Origin of the sequence: Streptomyces sp. NPDC048258 (assembly GCF_043201995.1) — a bacterium.
Lineage (GTDB): Bacteria > Actinomycetota > Actinomycetes > Streptomycetales > Streptomycetaceae > Streptomyces.
This window is the reverse complement of the sequence record NZ_JBICZH010000004.1, coordinates 185,778-201,294: the sequence shown is the minus strand read 5'-3', so window position 1 is coordinate 201,294 and position 15,517 is coordinate 185,778. Positions and strand designations below refer to the sequence as shown.

17 protein-coding genes are annotated in these 15,517 nt (G+C 73.7%); 4 read left to right on the top strand and 13 right to left on the bottom strand.

Annotated features, from left to right (window positions below; genetic code table 11):
* Nucleotides 1-24 precede the first annotated feature (24 nt).
* The 5 genes from ACGFYQ_RS11550 to ACGFYQ_RS11530 form a co-directional block, all read right to left on the bottom strand.
* On the bottom strand, nt 25-399 hold the full coding sequence (locus ACGFYQ_RS11550; protein WP_393742489.1) for a YbjQ family protein: 375 nt from the start codon (nt 397-399) through the stop codon (nt 25-27).
* A gap of 52 nt (nt 400-451) precedes the next feature.
* The gene (locus tag ACGFYQ_RS11545) at nt 452-1,126 is read right to left on the bottom strand and encodes a response regulator (protein WP_393742487.1); all 675 of its coding nucleotides are present in this window, start codon (nt 1,124-1,126) and stop codon (nt 452-454) included.
* Complete coding sequence (locus ACGFYQ_RS11540; protein ID WP_393742485.1) at nt 1,101-2,327, bottom strand: sensor histidine kinase; 1,227 nt, start codon at nt 2,325-2,327, stop codon at nt 1,101-1,103. Before ACGFYQ_RS11540 ends, ACGFYQ_RS11545 begins: the two co-directional genes overlap by 26 nt.
* 267 nt (nt 2,328-2,594) lie before the next feature.
* The gene (locus ACGFYQ_RS11535; RefSeq protein WP_393742483.1) at nt 2,595-4,775 is read right to left on the bottom strand and encodes a bifunctional serine/threonine-protein kinase/ABC transporter substrate-binding protein; all 2,181 of its coding nucleotides are present in this window, start codon (nt 4,773-4,775) and stop codon (nt 2,595-2,597) included.
* Complete coding sequence (locus ACGFYQ_RS11530) at nt 4,775-5,599, bottom strand: hypothetical protein (RefSeq protein ID WP_393743259.1); 825 nt, start codon at nt 5,597-5,599, stop codon at nt 4,775-4,777. The genes ACGFYQ_RS11535 and ACGFYQ_RS11530 overlap by 1 nt, the downstream gene beginning before the upstream one ends.
* Before the next feature lie 250 nt (nt 5,600-5,849).
* Here ACGFYQ_RS11530 and ACGFYQ_RS11525 point away from each other — a divergent pair, with 250 nt between their 5' ends.
* Nucleotides 5,850-6,344 (top strand): SH3 domain-containing protein, encoded by a 495-nt coding sequence (locus ACGFYQ_RS11525; RefSeq protein ID WP_393742481.1) that lies wholly within the window; start codon nt 5,850-5,852, stop codon nt 6,342-6,344.
* A 24-nt stretch (nt 6,345-6,368) separates the two neighbouring features.
* Here the strand turns inward: ACGFYQ_RS11525 and ACGFYQ_RS11520 are convergent, their stop codons facing one another.
* The 6 genes from ACGFYQ_RS11520 to ACGFYQ_RS11495 form a co-directional block, all read right to left on the bottom strand.
* Entirely contained in the window at nt 6,369-6,728 is a 360-nt protein-coding gene (locus ACGFYQ_RS11520; RefSeq protein WP_393742479.1) for an NTP pyrophosphohydrolase, read from the bottom strand.
* A gap of 3 nt (nt 6,729-6,731) precedes the next feature.
* Nucleotides 6,732-9,002, bottom strand: a complete 2,271-nt coding sequence (locus ACGFYQ_RS11515; RefSeq protein ID WP_393742477.1) for an RNA ligase — start codon at nt 9,000-9,002, stop codon at nt 6,732-6,734.
* Nucleotides 9,003-9,063: 61 nt separating this feature from the next.
* A complete protein-coding gene (locus tag ACGFYQ_RS11510) occupies nt 9,064-9,747 on the bottom strand; it encodes an epimerase (RefSeq protein WP_393742475.1) in 684 nt (227 codons plus the stop codon).
* Nucleotides 9,744-10,193 carry a VOC family protein gene (locus ACGFYQ_RS11505; protein ID WP_393742473.1) on the bottom strand — a complete coding sequence of 150 codons (450 nt, stop codon included), beginning with the start codon at nt 10,191-10,193 and terminating at the stop codon, nt 9,744-9,746. Before ACGFYQ_RS11505 ends, ACGFYQ_RS11510 begins: the two co-directional genes overlap by 4 nt.
* A gap of 9 nt (nt 10,194-10,202) precedes the next feature.
* Nucleotides 10,203-10,901: a class I SAM-dependent methyltransferase gene (locus tag ACGFYQ_RS11500; RefSeq protein ID WP_393742471.1), complete on the bottom strand. Its 699-nt coding sequence runs from the start codon at nt 10,899-10,901 to the stop codon at nt 10,203-10,205.
* A gap of 4 nt (nt 10,902-10,905) precedes the next feature.
* Nucleotides 10,906-11,874, bottom strand: a complete 969-nt coding sequence (locus ACGFYQ_RS11495; protein ID WP_393742469.1) for a tellurite resistance/C4-dicarboxylate transporter family protein — start codon at nt 11,872-11,874, stop codon at nt 10,906-10,908.
* A gap of 317 nt (nt 11,875-12,191) precedes the next feature.
* Here ACGFYQ_RS11495 and ACGFYQ_RS11490 point away from each other — a divergent pair, with 317 nt between their 5' ends.
* Entirely contained in the window at nt 12,192-12,644 is a 453-nt protein-coding gene (locus ACGFYQ_RS11490; protein WP_393742467.1) for a DoxX family protein, read from the top strand.
* A gap of 148 nt (nt 12,645-12,792) precedes the next feature.
* Here the strand turns inward: ACGFYQ_RS11490 and ACGFYQ_RS11485 are convergent, their stop codons facing one another.
* On the bottom strand, nt 12,793-13,341 hold the full coding sequence (locus tag ACGFYQ_RS11485) for a GNAT family N-acetyltransferase (RefSeq protein ID WP_393742465.1): 549 nt from the start codon (nt 13,339-13,341) through the stop codon (nt 12,793-12,795).
* A 196-nt stretch (nt 13,342-13,537) separates the two neighbouring features.
* On the opposite strand from ACGFYQ_RS11485, the gene ACGFYQ_RS11480 reads away from it, so the two are divergent.
* On the top strand, nt 13,538-14,116 hold the full coding sequence (locus tag ACGFYQ_RS11480; protein ID WP_393742463.1) for a YdeI family protein: 579 nt from the start codon (nt 13,538-13,540) through the stop codon (nt 14,114-14,116).
* 60 nt (nt 14,117-14,176) lie between these two features.
* Here the strand turns inward: ACGFYQ_RS11480 and ACGFYQ_RS11475 are convergent, their stop codons facing one another.
* Complete coding sequence (locus tag ACGFYQ_RS11475) at nt 14,177-14,602, bottom strand: DUF5997 family protein (RefSeq protein ID WP_393742461.1); 426 nt, start codon at nt 14,600-14,602, stop codon at nt 14,177-14,179.
* Nucleotides 14,603-14,660: 58 nt separating this feature from the next.
* On the opposite strand from ACGFYQ_RS11475, the gene ACGFYQ_RS11470 reads away from it, so the two are divergent.
* Entirely contained in the window at nt 14,661-15,455 is a 795-nt protein-coding gene (locus ACGFYQ_RS11470; protein WP_393742459.1) for a LysR substrate-binding domain-containing protein, read from the top strand.
* Nucleotides 15,456-15,517 lie beyond the last annotated feature (62 nt).

The following is a 15,517-nucleotide window of genomic DNA, read 5'->3' as shown; positions in this document are numbered from 1 at the left end:
TGGGGACCAAGCGGACGAAGGGGATCAGGCGGAGGCGGGCACGAGGACGACCGCCGTCCCGTACGCGCACACCTCGGTCCCGACGTCGGCGGCGTCGGTCACGTCGAAGCGCATCATCAGGACGGCGTTCGCGCCCCGCGCCTTCGCCTGTTCGATGAGGCGGTCCATGGCCTGGTTGCGGGTCTGCACCAGGGTCTTGGTGAGGCCCTTCAGCTCTCCGCCGATCATCGACTTCAGGCCCGCGCCGATCTGGCTGCCCAGGTGGCGGGAGCGCACGGTGAGGCCGAAGACCTCGCCGATGACCTGCTCCACCCGGTAGCCGGGGACGTCGTTGGTCGTCACGACGAGGACGCCGGTCTGCTGGGCGCCGGATCCGCCGCCGTAGTCTTCGATACCCATGGCACCCACTCTCGCCCGGGCCGCCGCCGCCCGCATCCGGAGGCGGGCGGCGTCAGGGCATTCGGGCGGCGAGGCCGAACTCGTGGGCCACGACCACGGCCTGGGCGCGGCTGGACAGCCCCAGCTTGCTCATGCAGCGGTGCACATGGGTCTTGACGGTGGCGGCGCTGAGGACGAGGCGCTCGGCGATGTCGGCGTTGGGCAGCCCGGCGCCGACGAGGCCGAGCACCTCGCGCTCACGCGGGGTCAGCGCTTCCAGGCCCGGGTGGGGGGCGCGGACCACGGGGGCGGCGTACGTGTCGATCAGTCCGCGCAGGGCCCCCGGGCTGAACAGCATCTCGCCGGCGTGCACGGTGGCGATGGCGGCGAGCAGCCGGTCGGGCGGGGTGTCCTTGACGAGGAACCCGCTCGCGCCGACCCGCAGGGCCCGGAAGACGTACTCGTCGGAGTCGAAGGTGGTGAGCACGAGCACCTTCGACCCACCGTGCGGGCCGTCCGCGCCGTCCCCTCGTGTGGCCAGGATCCGCTCGGTGGCCTCGATCCCGTCCGTGCCGGGCATCCGGATGTCCATGAGGACGACGTCGGGCCGGGTCTCGGCGGCGAGCCGGACCGCCTCCTCGCCGTCCGCCGCCTCGCCCGCGACCTCGTAGCCGGGCGCGGCGGTGAGCAGCGCGGTCAGCCCGGACCGGATCAGGAACTGGTCATCGACGACGAGTACGGACGGCATCCGCGTCCTCCTCTCCCGGTCGGGGCACGGGAATCCGCAGGCTGACCTCGAAGCCGCCCTCGGGGGCGAGCCCCGCGGTCACCGTGCCGTGGTAGATCGTCGCCCGCTCGCGCATGCCGATCAACCCCTGACCGGCCGTTCTTCCCGGGCCGGCCGGCACCTGGGCCGGTGTGCGACCCCTGCCGTCGTCGTCGACGCGTACGCGGACCTCGTCCGCACCGTAGTCGACCCGGACGGTGGTGTGTGCCCCGGGGGCGTGCTTGATCACGTTCGTCAGGGCCTCCTGGACCACGCGGTAGGCGCACAGGTCGATCCCGGGCGGCAGGTCGTACGGCGTCCCCGTGACCCGTACGCGCACGGGCACCCCGGCCTCGCCGACCCGTTTGACCAGCTCGTCGAGCCGCCCGAGCCCCGCCACCGGGCCGTGGTGCTCCTCCGGGGCGGGCTGCGGTCCTTCCTCGCGGAGCACCAGCAGCATCCGGCGCATCTCGGCCAGGGCCTCGCGGGCGCTGTCCCCCACGGTGTCCAGGGCCTTGCGGGCGGTCGGGAGGTCGGAGGCGAGCACGTAGGAGGCGAGCCCGTTCTGTACGGAGATCACCGAGACGTGGTGCGCGATCACGTCGTGGAGTTCGCGGGCGATCCTGATCCGCTCCTCCACGACGGCCCGGCGGGCCTTCTCCTCCTGCTCCAGCCGGAGTTGGCGGGTGAGCTCGCGCAGCCGGCGGGAGCCGTCCCCGGCGACCCAGCAGACGACGGTGGCGACGGTGACGAAGGCCATGCTCATCGGCACGACGCCCGGCTCGGCGAGCCGGGTACCCCACAGGAGCACGGCGAGCGCCCCGGCCGCGGACTTGGCCGAGACCCTGCGGGGGCACCAGGAGGCCACGGTGTACAGGGCGGTGAGCACCCCGCACGCGGCGACCACGTGGTAGTAGCCGAGGGTGAAGTAGACGCCGGCCCAGAGCCCGGTGTTCACCAGAAGCGCCACCGGGTAGCGGCGGCGCAGCACGAGCGGCAGGTAGATCGCGGCGAGCAGGGCGTAGGCGAGGGCGTCGGTGTCGCGCCAGTAGCCGTGGGGGTCGGGCCAGTTGTGGAGCAGCGTGGACGACATCCACATCGAACCGCCGGCCCATACGGTCTCACCGACGGCCGGAAGCACGGCTCGGATCCGGGCCACCGCCGGATGTGCGGAGAACTGCACGTCACCCCCCTTGTGTACACCCCTGGTTGTACAGGGTCACCACCCAAGGGGGTAGGCCGGTTTCAATCCGTGGATGGGCGCGGCCGGTGGGCGTCCGCCCGTAGATTCACCTTCGCCGGTTCACCGGCCGGCACCGGCCCTGTCCCCCCGGGGTCCCGCCGCGCGGCCGTGCCCGTTCGGGGGCGGGCACGGCCTCGCTTCGCCGTCGGCGAAAGCCGACGGCGACGGCGGCGACGGCGACGGCGACGGCGACGGCGACGGCGGGAGTCAGACCGGCCACGCGGTGGAGCGGTTGCCGAGGAAGCGGAAGCGGCCCGAGGCGACCTCGTAGAAGAAGAGGCCGTCGCCTGTGTAGGTCCCGTTGGCCTGCTCGAAGGCGTACGTCTTCGACACGCCCTCGTACGTGGTCCCGCGCAGGGTGGGCACGAGGTCGCCGCGGCCGACCTGGGCGCGGCCCAGGCCCTGCGCGCACCGGGCCAGGAGGTGGACGGCGTCGTATGCCTCGGCCGCGTACGGCGGCGCGGGCGTCCGGTGGCGGGCGCGGAACGCCGTGTCGAAGGCGCGGGCCGCGGGGGCCGCGGCGGGGTCGACCGCGGTGGAGACCAGCAGCCAGCCCTCGGCGCTCGCGCCCGCCTCCTGGAGGAAGCGGGGGTCGTGGACGGCCTGGGTGGCGAGGGTCCGGCCCCGGTAGCCGGCCGCGGCCAGGGCCACGGCGAGGCGGGCCGCGCCGGAGGGGCCGCCTCCGTAGAGCACGGCGCCCGCGGCGGCCCGTACGGCTTCGCGCGCGAGCTCCGTGTGGTCGGCGTCCGCGGCCACCGTGGCCGGGGTCATCGGGCTCTTGCCCGCGCGCAGTGCCTCGCTGAGGAAGCGGGTGGTCTGCCAGCCGTACGGGGTGCCGTCGTCCACGACCAGGGTGGTGCCGCGCTCGCGCCCGGTCAGGTAGGCCACGACGGGCCGCATCTGGTAGGCGTCGTTGGGGCGCAGGCAGGTGTAGACGCGGTTCAGATGGGTGGTGTCGCCGTCGCTGACGGTCAGGACGGGCAGGCCGGCCTGGTCGTATCGGGCCAGGACCGCCGAGACGGCCGCCGCGCCGGTGGCGGCGAGTACGGCGACGACGGAGGTGTCGGCGGCGAACCCGGCGGCCGCGGTGGCCGCCGGGCCGGCCGCTCCCCGGTCGTCGGCCTCGGCGAGCCGGAAGGCGAACGGCAGGTCCTCGCGGGACGTGAGCTCCTCCACGGCCAGCAGGGCGCCGTCGCGCTGGGCCCTGCCCACGGCATGGCCGGGGCCGCTCAGGTCGGCCTGGAGGCCGATGGCCAGCGTGGGGCGGACGGGACCCGGGGAGGAGCCCCTGTCGTCCGGTCCGGACTCCTTCTCCCGCAGCAGCCAGGCGGCGGTGCCTCCGCCGCCCGCGACGAGGGCGAGGGCGCCGCCCGCGGCGAGCAGGGTCCGGCGGCGCGGCCCCGGGAGCGTGGGGGCGGGTACGGGTGCCGGGGCGGGAGGGGCGTCCGCGGGGGTGTCCGGCACGTACGGCGCCGTCGGCGATGTCGGCGCCGTCGGCCGGGTCGGCTCGATGTCGGGCAACTGGAGCATCTGCGCGGAGCGTTCGGCGATCAGCTGGAGCAGTCCGCCGGGCAGCCAGGGACCGGTGGTGTCCTGGGCGAGGGCGTCGCGCAGCTGCGCGGCCGTCGGGCGGTCCCCCGGCGCCTTGGCCAGGCAGGCCGTGATGGAGGGCAGCAGCCCGTCCGGTATTCCGGCCGTGTCGGCCGTGTCGTGCACGGTGCGGAACAGCATGGCCTCGGCCGGGCCCGAGCCGAACGGCCGCCGCCCGGTGGCCGCGTACGCGAGCACGCACCCCAGCGAGAAGACGTCGCTCGGCGGTCCGACGTGGCCGCCCTGTGCCTGCTCCGGCGAGAGGAAGCCCGGCGAGCCGATCACCACGTCGGTGGCGGTGAGCACGGTGTCGTCCAGGGCCCGCGCGATCCCGAAGTCGATCAGCCGGGGCCCGTCGGTGGCGAGCAGGACGTTCGCGGGCTTCACGTCGCGGTGGACCAGCCCGGCCTCGTGCACGGCGTCCAATGCCTCGGCCAGCCGCGACCCGAGGAAGCGGACGCTGTCCGGCGGGAGGCCGCCGGCCCGCGCCACGGCGTCGCTCAGCGGCGGCCCCGGCACGAACTCGGTCGCCAGCCACGGCGCGGGGGCCTCCGTATCGGCGTCCACGACCGGAACGGCCCAGCGGCTGCGGACCCGGCGGGCCACCGCCACCTCCCGCCGGAAGCGCACGCGGAAGTCGGGGTCGTCGGCGTACTCGGCCCGGACGAGTTTCACGGCGGCCAGCGCCCCGCCGGCGGACCGGCCGAGCAGGACGACACCCATGCCGCCCGCGCCGAGTCGGCCGAGAACGCGGTAGCCGCCGATCCGCGCGGGATCGGTGGCGTGCAGCGGCTGCATCAGCCCTTCAGCTCCAGTTCGACGCGGTACAGCGCCTTGGCCGCGCCCTCGGCGGCCACCATCAGCAGGTCCCTGGTCTCGTACCCCTGGGCGCCCTTGACGGAGAGGGCCATCACCACGGGGCCGATCCGCGACTTGGTCCACACGTAGCCCTGCGGGCCCCCCGATTCGGGCGAGGTGAACTTTCCCGCCTCGAACATCGAGGCGTCGGCGTTGAGGACCGACTCCTTCGGCTGGTTCATCGACAGCAGGCCCTGGAGGGACTGGCCGCCGCCCAGGTCCTGGTCGGGGCAGCGGAAGCTCTGCTGCACCGTCTCCTGCATGTCGCGGTCCGCGGCCGCCGCGTCCCGGTGCACGGTGAGGGTGACCGAGCCGAGGACCCGGCCCTTGCCGTCCTTGGCCGGGACGTCGATCCTCCGGGTGTAGCTGTCCAGTACGCCGTCGGGCAGCCCGGCGCGCGACCAGGAGCAGTCCGCCGCGAGCACCGGCCAGTCGCCGGCGCTCTCGTACGGATCGTGCGCCACCATGCCCGCCGTCCAGGAATCCGGGTCCAGGGCGGCGGCCCGGGTAAGGCGCTGCGCCTGTTCGGGGGTGTGCGGGACGCGGGCCGGGTCGGGGGTGAAGGTGTACGCCGTCGGCAGGGTGCCGGGGGCGGTGGAGGCGGAGGGCGAGGGGACCGGGGCCGTGACCGCGGCCGACGCCGGCCCTGATGCCGCTGCCGATGCCGTCGGGCCGGGCTTCGGCTTCGCCCCGGTGTCCCCGCCCGATCCGCAGCCGGCCAGGGCCAGCATCGCGGCCAGTGTCCCGCTCAACGCCCCCGCCATCGCCCGCCCACGCCGCATTCCCGCCCCCTGAGACTTCGTCCAACCCCCCACGTGCCCCTTACCGTAGCCGCCGCGGGCCCGGAGGTCATGAGAACAACGGCGGTACGGATTGGGCAGATCGGGCTATACGGCGGTGCGCCGACGGCCCGGTCCGGCCCGCCCTCGCCATAGTCGTCGGTGGCGACCCCCCGGTTGCCGTCCCGGGCCGCGCGCCGCGGCCGGGCGGATGCCTTCGTAGAGGAGCCGGCTCATGCTGAAGCCCACCAGGACCATCCTCGCTCTCGCCGCCGGAAGCCTGGTGCTCGGCCTGGTCGGGGCCGGGGCCGCGGTCGCCGACGGGGCTCCGGCGACCGACACCGCGTCGCGGCAGACCGCGGCGGCCGCCGACGGCCGGCACGCGATCGGCAAGGTCGTCTCGAAGGGCCCGCTGAAGGTTCGCAGCAAGCCGACCACGCGCTCGCAGAGCGTCGGGCAGCTGAAGCCGAGCCGCAAGGTCGAGATCGAGTGCAAGAAGTACGGCGAGTCGGTCGACGGCAACCGCGTCTGGTACCGCCTGTACGACGAGAACGGCACCGACGAGAACGGCACCGGCGAGAACGGTGACTGGCAGAACGGTGACCAGAACGCCGGCAACCAGAACGGCGGCACGGGCGGACGCGGCGATAGCGACAAGGCCTACGGCAAGGAGCGCTGGGTCTCGGCCCGTTACGTCAAGAACCTCAGCACGGTGCACTACTGCCGCTGACCCGCGCCCCGGGCCGGAGCCGGGTCAGCGGTCCGGGCGTACGGCACGCGGACCCACGCACCGCACGCCGTACGCCCGGACCCGTTCGCGCAGTTCGCGGTCGGCCGTGACCACGACGCAGTCGCGACCGGCGTGGGCCGCCGCCAGCTCCACGATCCGGTCGTCGCCGCTCCCGGGCGCCGGGTCCACCCGTACACCGGGCACGGACTCGACTCCCCGGGCGGCGCCTTCGACGACGAGGATGATCTCCTCGTCCCCGCCCCGCGCCGCCAGCCGGTCGCGCAGCCGCTCGGCCGCGCCCCGCCGGTCCCGCCACCAGCCGTCCGGAACCGAGCCGACGACGTTCGCGGCATCGACGATCAGCACGCCCGCCACGACGGCCACGCCCTAGAAGTCGCCGTAGTTGACCTGCCAGGTGGGCAGGCCCATCCGGCGCCAGACCGCGACCACCCGGTCCCGGTCGTCGAGCGACACCCGTACCGCGTACCGGTGGCGCACGTGCGCGTCGAAGAGCTCCGCCTTCACCACGTCGTCGCGGCGCGTGTCGCCCGCCGCGCGCATCCACAGCTCGTCGTACGGGACGTGATGCCGGCGCAGCCAGGACTCCGTCTGCGTACGGTGCTCCTCGCTCCGCCCCGACAGCAGCACGATCACGTCTCCGTCGGCCCGCCGGAAGGCGTCCAGCGCGTGCCGCACCGGCTCGTTGAGCAGGTCGAGCTCGCAGCGCGAGAAGTCGTAGGGCCCGCGGTCGCCGGTCAGGGCGAGCGTGCCGTCGATGTCGCACATGACCGCGGCGGGCAGCGCGGGGTCGGCGACGTACTCCCGCACCGGCGGCACGGCCATCCCGCCGGACGTGCCGTTCAGCCACTCCGCCGTCAGCCGCCAGCCGCCCTTGCGGGCCTTCTGGTGCTTGTCGGCCAGGACCCGGATGATCTCCTCGCCGACCTGGTTCTCCCGGGCGGCGTCCCGGCGCAGGCACTCCTCCAGCGGGACGTCGGTGAAGTCGTGCACGACGAACGTGGCGAGTCCGCCGACCGCCGCCTTGAGCCGCTTCGGGATGTGCTTGGTCAGGTGGGTGTTGTCGACGACCACGTCGAAACCGCCGTCGACGGCCGCGCGGACCGCCGCGTCCTGGACGGCCAGTACGGTCTGCTCGTGCGCCCAGGAGCGGCCCCGCTCCGGGTCCGGCAGGTCGAGCATGCTCCGCAGGTCGTCCAGGTTGACGCGGCGCATCCGGCCGCCGGACCGCGCCTGGAGGGCGCGCGCCGCGGTCGTCTTGCCGGAAGCCGGCAGACCCGTCATGACGTGCACGACCGGCAGTGGCGCGGGCTCCGCAGGGCCGCCGTCCGCGGGCCGGTCCGCGGCCGGCGCGGGCACGCGCGGGGCGGCCTCGCGCGCGGGTGCGCGCACCTCGGCGGGCGTGCTGTCGGGCACTGCTTCGGACACGGCCGTGGACTCCTCGTCGGTGATGTACGGGTCGGCCGTCTCCGGCCGCACGTGCCGCCAGGTGGTGAGCTCGGTCGGCCGGCCGTCGAGCCGCATGAACATCGCGGCGCGGACGCTCCGGTCGCCCAGTTCCTTGACGGCGCGGGCGAAGGCGCCCCGGTCGGCGGCCAGGTGCGCGAGGCCCGCGTAGGCCTCGTCGACGGCACGCTCGTGGCGGGCCGCCGCGTCCTCCAGGCGGGCGATCACCTCGCGCACCCAGGTGTCGAACTCGTCGGGCACCTGCTCCAGCAGCGCGTCGAGCGGCTTGCCGCCCGACGCCTCGATGTCGGCGACCGTGCAGTTCAGGCCCTGGGCGAGCAGCTTGGCGGGCACCGCGGCGAACCGCTGGATGCCGTGGCTGCGCCAGATGTCCCGTTCGGTGACGCCGGTGAGCACCTTGTGGAGGCGCACGTACTCGGACAGCTTCGCCTTGGCGCGCACGCCCGAGGCGAAGCGCAGTACGAAGCCCTCCGCGTCCATGCCGTTGGTCGTGGCGCCGTCGGGCAGGGTGTTGGACTCGGTGAGCGCGATCAGCTCGTCGAGGGGCATGGCGGGCCAGACGGTGACGACGGAGCCGATGCCCTCCCAGTGGGGCGCGGCCTCGGCGAGCGGGACCTCGGTGCCGTCCGCCCCGAACGCGGCGAGCAGGACGAGGTCCCGGCGGTCGCCGTAGTCGACGACGATGCGGTTCTGCGGGTACAGGATCTCGGCGAGGTACGTCGTGCCCGGGCGCAGGGCCGCGGTGTCCTTGGTGTCGAGGAGGCGCTGGGCCCAGGTGGCCTGGGCGCTGACGAAGGAGCCCTTGGAGGCGACCCGCCAGCGGTCCGCGTAGTGGAAGACGACGGCGAGGCTGCCGTCGACCTTGTCGTACACCTCGAACGGCTCGTCCGGGAGGGCGGGGGCGTAGGGCTGACCCGCCTCGTGCTCGCCGACGTTGAAGAACTTCGGCAGCGGCAGCGCGACGATCGCGCCCGTGGTGTCGTCGGCGACGAGTCCACGGCAGCGCGTGGTGACCTGGTTCCAGACGCGCTCGTACTGGGCCGTCCGCGTGTACGTGTAGATGGACAGCGGCAGGTCGGGGTGCGACTTGCGCGTCACGTACCCGGCGTCGATCGAGTCCGCCAGCGCCTGAGCGGGCAGCAGGTCATGCAGAGTCAGGTGGTCCTGGCTCATGGGTTCCTCCCAGTTCGAGATGCTGCATTCTCGCCTGCGGAAGGGGCTGCCCGGTACTCGATTACGCCTGGTCGCGCACCGCGCCCAGGCGGTTGATGTCCTTCGGGCGCAGGACGCGGCCGGGGACCTCGGTGCCGGGTGTGGCGACGGCGATCATGGCGCGGCCGAGCGTCTCGGAGGTGATGACGAGGTCCGGCGCGATCCGGCGCAGCAGCGGGATCAGCGCCGCGGTGACCGCGTAGAGGGTCCGGTAGAGCCGGGTCTTGGAGGGAACCCCGCGCACCGGCTGGATGATCCCGGGGCGGAACATGTAGGCCTGGAAGGGCAGTTCGAGCAGGGCGTTCTCGGTCATGCCCTTCACCCGGGCCCACATGGAACGGCCCCGCTCGGTGCTGTCCGTGCCCGCGCCGGACACGTAGACGAAGGTCAGGCGGGGGTTGGCGGCGGCGAGGGGGCGGGCCACCGCGAGCGTCATGTCGTAGGTGACGCGCCGGTACGCCTCCTCCTTCATGCCGACGGAGGAGACGCCGAGGCAGAAGAAGCAGGCGTCGTACGCGGCCAGGTCGAGGTCCGGGTCGGAGAGGTCGGACGGGTCGTCCTGGACGCGCTCGCGCAGTTTGGGGTGGGTGGCGCCGAGCGGGGTGCGGCCGACGGCGAGGACGCCGGTGACGGAGTCGTCGCGCAGGCACTCGCGGAGCACGCCCCGGCCGATCATTCCGGTGGCGCCGAAGAGGATGACGTTCACGCGAAGTCCGCTTCGTGGGTGATGCAGAGCTCGTTGCCCTGCGGGTCGGCGAGGGTGGTCCATGCCGAGGGGCCCACCCGGCCGTCGTGGAGGAAGGTCGCGCCCTTGGCGAGCAGCCGGTCGACGACGCTCTTGGGGTCGTCTGAGCCGATGCGGACGTCCAGGTGGACGCGGTTCTTGACCGTCTTGGGCTCGGGGACGAGCTGGAACAGGATCCGGGGGGCGCGTTCCAGGCCTTCCGGGTGGCGGATGGCGGCGCCGATCTTCCACACGAGGGTGCCGTTGTGGGTGGTGGTGTCGTCCTCGCTCGCGTGTCCCGCGGCGATCAGGCCGCGGATGAAGTCCTCGTCGCTCGGCTCCACGTCCCAGCCGAGGGCGTCGGCCCACCAGTCGGCGAGGGGGTGCGGGTCGGCGCAGTCGATGGTCACCTGGAACGTGTATGCCATGCCGGGACCCTACTGAGCGGGCCCGGCCGCCGCCACAGGAGCGGGCACGTAGTGGGAGCCGACCGCGGGCTGCCCCGTGTAGTTGGGGCCCGCCGTCGGGTCGGCGCCGAGGTAGCGGAAGGGGAGCCGGACGGTGCGCGGGCCGTGCAGGGAGAGCCGGTGGTTGCGTGCGCTGTAACGGAACCCGGCCGCGCGCAGCGCCGCCACTGCAGCCCGGCCGGCCGGGGCGCCGTCGGGCAGGCGCAGCGAGCCGGGGTCCAGGTGGGCGATGAGCAGTCCCTCGGGGGCGAGCCAGGAGGCGGCCCGGGCGAGGAGACCGAGCTGGTCGCCGATGTAGTGCAGGCCGTGCACGCAGGTGATCAGGTCGTACGTCCGGGACGGGGACCAGTGGGCGACGGAGGCCGTGAGCAGCTGCAGTCCGGGCGGGGTGGGGGCGGGGGCGAGCGGGCCGACGAGGTCGACGCCGGTCAGCACGGCCCCGGCGGGCAGTCGGGGGACCGCTTCGCGCAGGGCGCGGCCCTCGCCGCTGCACAGGTCGAGCCAGGAGGGCGGGGCCGGGCGGGCCGCGAGGTGGGTGACGGGGTCGACGCCGAGCTCGCGGGCGTAACTGTTGACGCCGGTGAGACCGCGTTCGCGGTTCATCGTGTTGTTCGCGACCACCGAGGAGCGTTCCAGCTCGGGGGCGGGGAGCAGGTGAGGTGCCGTCATCCGGTCATTGTCCCCGGTGGGCCGCGCCGTCGTGCCGGAGCGCGGCCCGGTGGGCGGCGAGGAACGTGACGAAGGTCAGCAGCCAGGCGGCGACGGCGATCCAGAGCAGGACCTCGCCGAGCGGGCGCAGCCAGGGCACGCCGGCCGGGTCGGCCGCGGAGAGGCAGGCGGTGGCTGTCATGCCGAGCGGGAAGACGGTGGCCCAGCGCCGGATGTCGTACTGCGGCCGGGGGTGGCGCAGTTCGGCGCCGAGGAGGACGGCGTACCAGACGAGGGAGAGGGCCAGCGTCACCAGCGTGACGATCCGCAGGGCCGTGTGCGCCCCGCCGGTCCATACGGGTGACGCCGTGAGCTTGGAGCCGGCCAGGGCGGAGATGGAGAGCGCACCGCCCGCCACCCAGTGGTCGCCCGCTCCGCCCACGATCTCGCGGAGGTCGAAGCGGACCAGGGCCGCCGCATAGAGCAGCAGCCCGAGGCAGAAGGCCGCCAGCGCCGCCCGGGCCAGCCAGTCGTGGTGGCCGACGGCGGCGAGCACGGCGGCGAGTACGGCGAGCCCCTGGGTGGCGACGCAGACGAGGAACGCCGCGCCCGGCATGCGGCTCCGCCAGTGCCGTACGACGTGCACCAGGAACCCCGGCCAGATCACCGCGGCCAGCGCCAGCAGCGCGGCGGCCGCGCTCTGCCAGCCGAGCAGCGAGAGCCGGGTGCCGAGCACGGTGGTGGCGGCGACGGCGGTCAGCGCGGCGGGGGTGTCGGCCTCGTCCCGGAACCGCCCGCGGTCCCGCAGCAGCCGGGACGCGAAGTCGACGGCGAGTACCAGCCACAGCGCCGTGGCGAGGACCAGCGCCACCAGCGAGACCACCTCGCGTCCGGTCAGGTGCAGGCCGACGGAGAGGATGCCGGTGGCCATGACGGCGGCTCCCGCCGCCGGCGGGAGTCCGGCCCACCAGCCGCGACCAGGAAGAGCGCTCACCTCTCCAGCGGACCCCACCGGCCCGCGCCCCGCCAGCCGACCGGGGCGCGCGAGGCACGGGCGCCGGTGGGTTCCGCGTGCCGTCGGCGTCGCGTTCCGGCGCCGGGGTAGCGTCGCCACCGCTCGGCGGTGGCCGGAACTCGATCTTGTCAGGGCGGTTAGGCCTACCTAACCTTTGGCTCGCCCGTGTGGGCACTCCCCATCCCGCACTTCACACCCGCACTTCACACCCGTACTTCACACCCGTACCTCACGCCTCGCGTCTCACCCATCGGCACGACTTCGGGACCCGTCCCCAACCGAAGGAGTCTCCCCCCATGACCACGCATCTCGACAGAAACCAGCCGTACGCCGTCGCCCTGTTCCGTATCGTCACGGGACTGCTGTTCGCCTCGCACGGCGCCGCCTCCCTCTTCGGCGTCCTCGGCGGCGCGCACGGCGGCGGCACGGTCGCCGTCGGCACCTGGCCCGGCTGGTACGCCGCCGCGATCCAGCTGGTGGCCGGCGTCCTGATCCTGCTGGGCCTCGGCACCAGGGCCGCCGCCTTCGTCGCCTCCGGTTCGATGGCGTACGCGTACTTCACCGTCCACCAGCCGGGCGCCCTCTGGCCGTTGCAGAACGGCGGCGAGGCCTCGGCGATGTTCTGCTGGGCCTTCCTCCTGCTGGTGTTCACCGGCCCGGGCGCGTTCGCGGTGGACGGCCTGTTCGCCTCCCGCGCCTCCGGCCGCCGGTCCGGTGAAGACCGCAGCCCGGAGGCCGTGGCCGCCTGAGGGCCCTGCCGTGGCGGCGTGACCAGGCCCATCTCGTAGGCGGTGATGACGAGATGGACCCGGTCGCGCGCGCCGAGCTCGCTGAACAGGCGCGCCACATGCGACTTGGCCGTGGCCGCCGAGATGGATGTCCTCCGAGGCCGTGAAGCTACGCGGCCTGAATGGCGTCTGCGGGGACCTCGAAGACGATCGCGAGCCCGTCGCGCTCGTCCCCCTTCTCGCCGACGTGCGTGAAACCGAAGCCCGCGATGACGGCCAGGGAGGCGGTGTTGTCGGACCTGATGGTGGCCCGCACGGTCCTGACAGCTGGTTCGGCGGCGGCCCTGACGAGCAGCGCCCTCAGCATGGCGCGGGCATAGCCCTGGCGGCGGTACCCGGGCACGACGGTGTAGCCGACCTCGACCACGCCGGCCTCGTCCGGCGGTCCGTGGAACCCGGCGTCGCCGACGACGGCCCCGTCCGGCTCGGACACCGCGGCCCGCGTGATCCAGGGCGCGGCAGACGGGTCCTCGGCGAGTTGGTCGGCGCGATATCGGAAGATCCAGCGGGCCCGGTCGCTGACGAAGTGTTCGTCAAGGGCGACCCCGGCCTCGGCGCTGCCGCCGGCGAGGTCGCCGTCGGCGAGCGCCCGCAGCGCCTTTTCGCTGAGCTCGACGAAGCGGACGCGCTGGGGGACGGAGAGAGGTTCGTTGTTCATCGCGAAGATGCTCGCCCAGCGCCCGGGGGCTGTCCACAGGTTTACGGCCCCGGCGGACATGGCGACCGTCCCGGTCGGGCCGTGACATGAGAAGGGCCGTACGGACGCTGCGGTACACCTGGACGCCGCCGCGCGAACTCGCCGTGTCCTGCGCCGACTTCGGCGTGTACGAACGGCAGCGGATAGCCTGAGCCGCATGGATGAACTCGACGGAGTGGAGATCGTCGCCTTCACGGACGCCGCGGCGTTCGAGAGCTGGCTGGCCGAGCACCACACGCGCCACGAGGGCGTGTGGATCAAGATGGCCAAGAAGAAGTCCGGCATCCCGTCCGTCAGCGACGACGAGGTCGTCGACATCGGGCTCTGCTACGGCTGGATCTCCGGGCAGCGGCGCTCCCTCGACGGGACCCACTACCTGCAGAAGTACGTACCGCGCCGGCCCCGGAGCCTGTGGTCGCAGGTCAACGTGGAGAAGGTCGCGATGCTCACGGCCGCGGGGCGGATGCGCGAACCGGGACTGGCCGAGGTGCGCAAGGCACAGGAGGACGGCCGGTGGGCGCGGGCCTACGAGTCGCAGAAGACGGCGACGGTCCCGCCCGACCCGGCGGCGGCGCTCGACGCGAGCCCCGAAGCCGGGAAGGCGTTCGAGGCCCTCGACAGGACCGGGCGCTACCTGGTGGTCCTGCCGCTGCTCCAGGCGCTGACCCCGGAGTCCCGGCAGGCCCGGCTGGAGAAGGCCGTGCACCTGCTCGCGACCGGCGGACGACCGGGCTGAGACGATCAGGCCCGGCTCCCCGCGGGGGAGCCGGGCCTGATCACCGGAAACGGGCGGACGTCAGGAACGCGTACCGCGGTCCTGCTCGGCACGCTCCGCGTCCTTCGCGGCCTTCTCCGCGTTCTTCTCCTTGATCCGCACCGCTTCCTTGCGGACGTCGGCCTGGGTGGCGCGCTCCCGCTGCAGCCACTCGGGCGATTCCTGCTTCAGTGCTTCGATCTGCTCGGTGGTGAGCGGCTCCGTGACTCCGCCGCGTGCGAGGCCGGCGATGGACACGCCCAGCTTCGCCGCGACCACGGGGCGGGGGTGCGGGCCGTTGCGCCGCAGTTCCTGCAGCCACTCGGGCGGGTCGGCCTGCAGCGCACTCAATTCACTGCGCGAGACGACACCCTCCTGGAACTCGGCGGGGGTGGCCTCGAGGTACACGCCCAGCTTCTTCGCCGCGGTTGCGGGCTTCATAGTCTGGGTGCTCTGGTGCGACGTCATGGTGTCAAGAGTATCGATCGTGTGCGCTACCTCCGACCACGGCCGGTAACCTGGCGGGGTGACAGGCTCGGAAGTACCCCATTCGTTCCGGCTCGCTTATGTCCCCGGCGTGACACCCACCAAGTGGATCCGGATCTGGAATGAGCGACTGCCCGACGTCCCGCTGACCCTCGTCGCGGTGTCGCCCACCGAGGCCTTCGGCGTGCTGCGCGACGGCGGCGCCGACGCCGGTTTCGTACGCCTGCCGGTGGACCGTACGGATCTCAGCGCGATCCCCCTCTACACCGAGACCACGGTGGTCGTGATCCCCAAGGACCACCTCGTGGCATCGGCCGAAGAGGTGTCCACGGCGGATCTGGCCGATGAGATCGTGCTGCACCCCCTCGACGACACCCTCGACTGGGAGCGTCTGCCGGGACAGCCCGCGATCGAGCGCCCCGCGACGACGGCGGACGCCATCGAGCTGGTGGCCGCGGGGGTGGGCGTGCTCGTCGTCCCGCAGTCCCTCGCGCGCCTGCACCACCGCAAGGACCTCACCTACCGGCCTGTCTCGGACGCCCCCGAGTCGCGCGTCGCGCTGTCGTGGCCGCAGGACGAGACCACCGATCTGGTGGAGCAGTTCATCGGGATCGTCCGCGGGCGGACCGTCAACAGCACCCGGGGCCGCCCGGCGGCCGCGGAGCAGCCCAAGGCGACGGCCAGGGCGAAGGCCAAGGCGAAGGCGAAGCGTCCGGATGCGGGCGGCGGCGCGCAGCGCAAGCCCGCACCCGGAAAGTCGGCCGGCAAGAGCGCCCGCGGCGGTTCGGGCGGTCCCAAGGGCGGCAAGGGCGGCAAGCCCCGCCGCCGCTCATAGCGAGGGCGCGCGGGCCACGGGGGCCCAAGGGGGCCGCTGCGGGCGCGAGAAGGGAAGCCCGC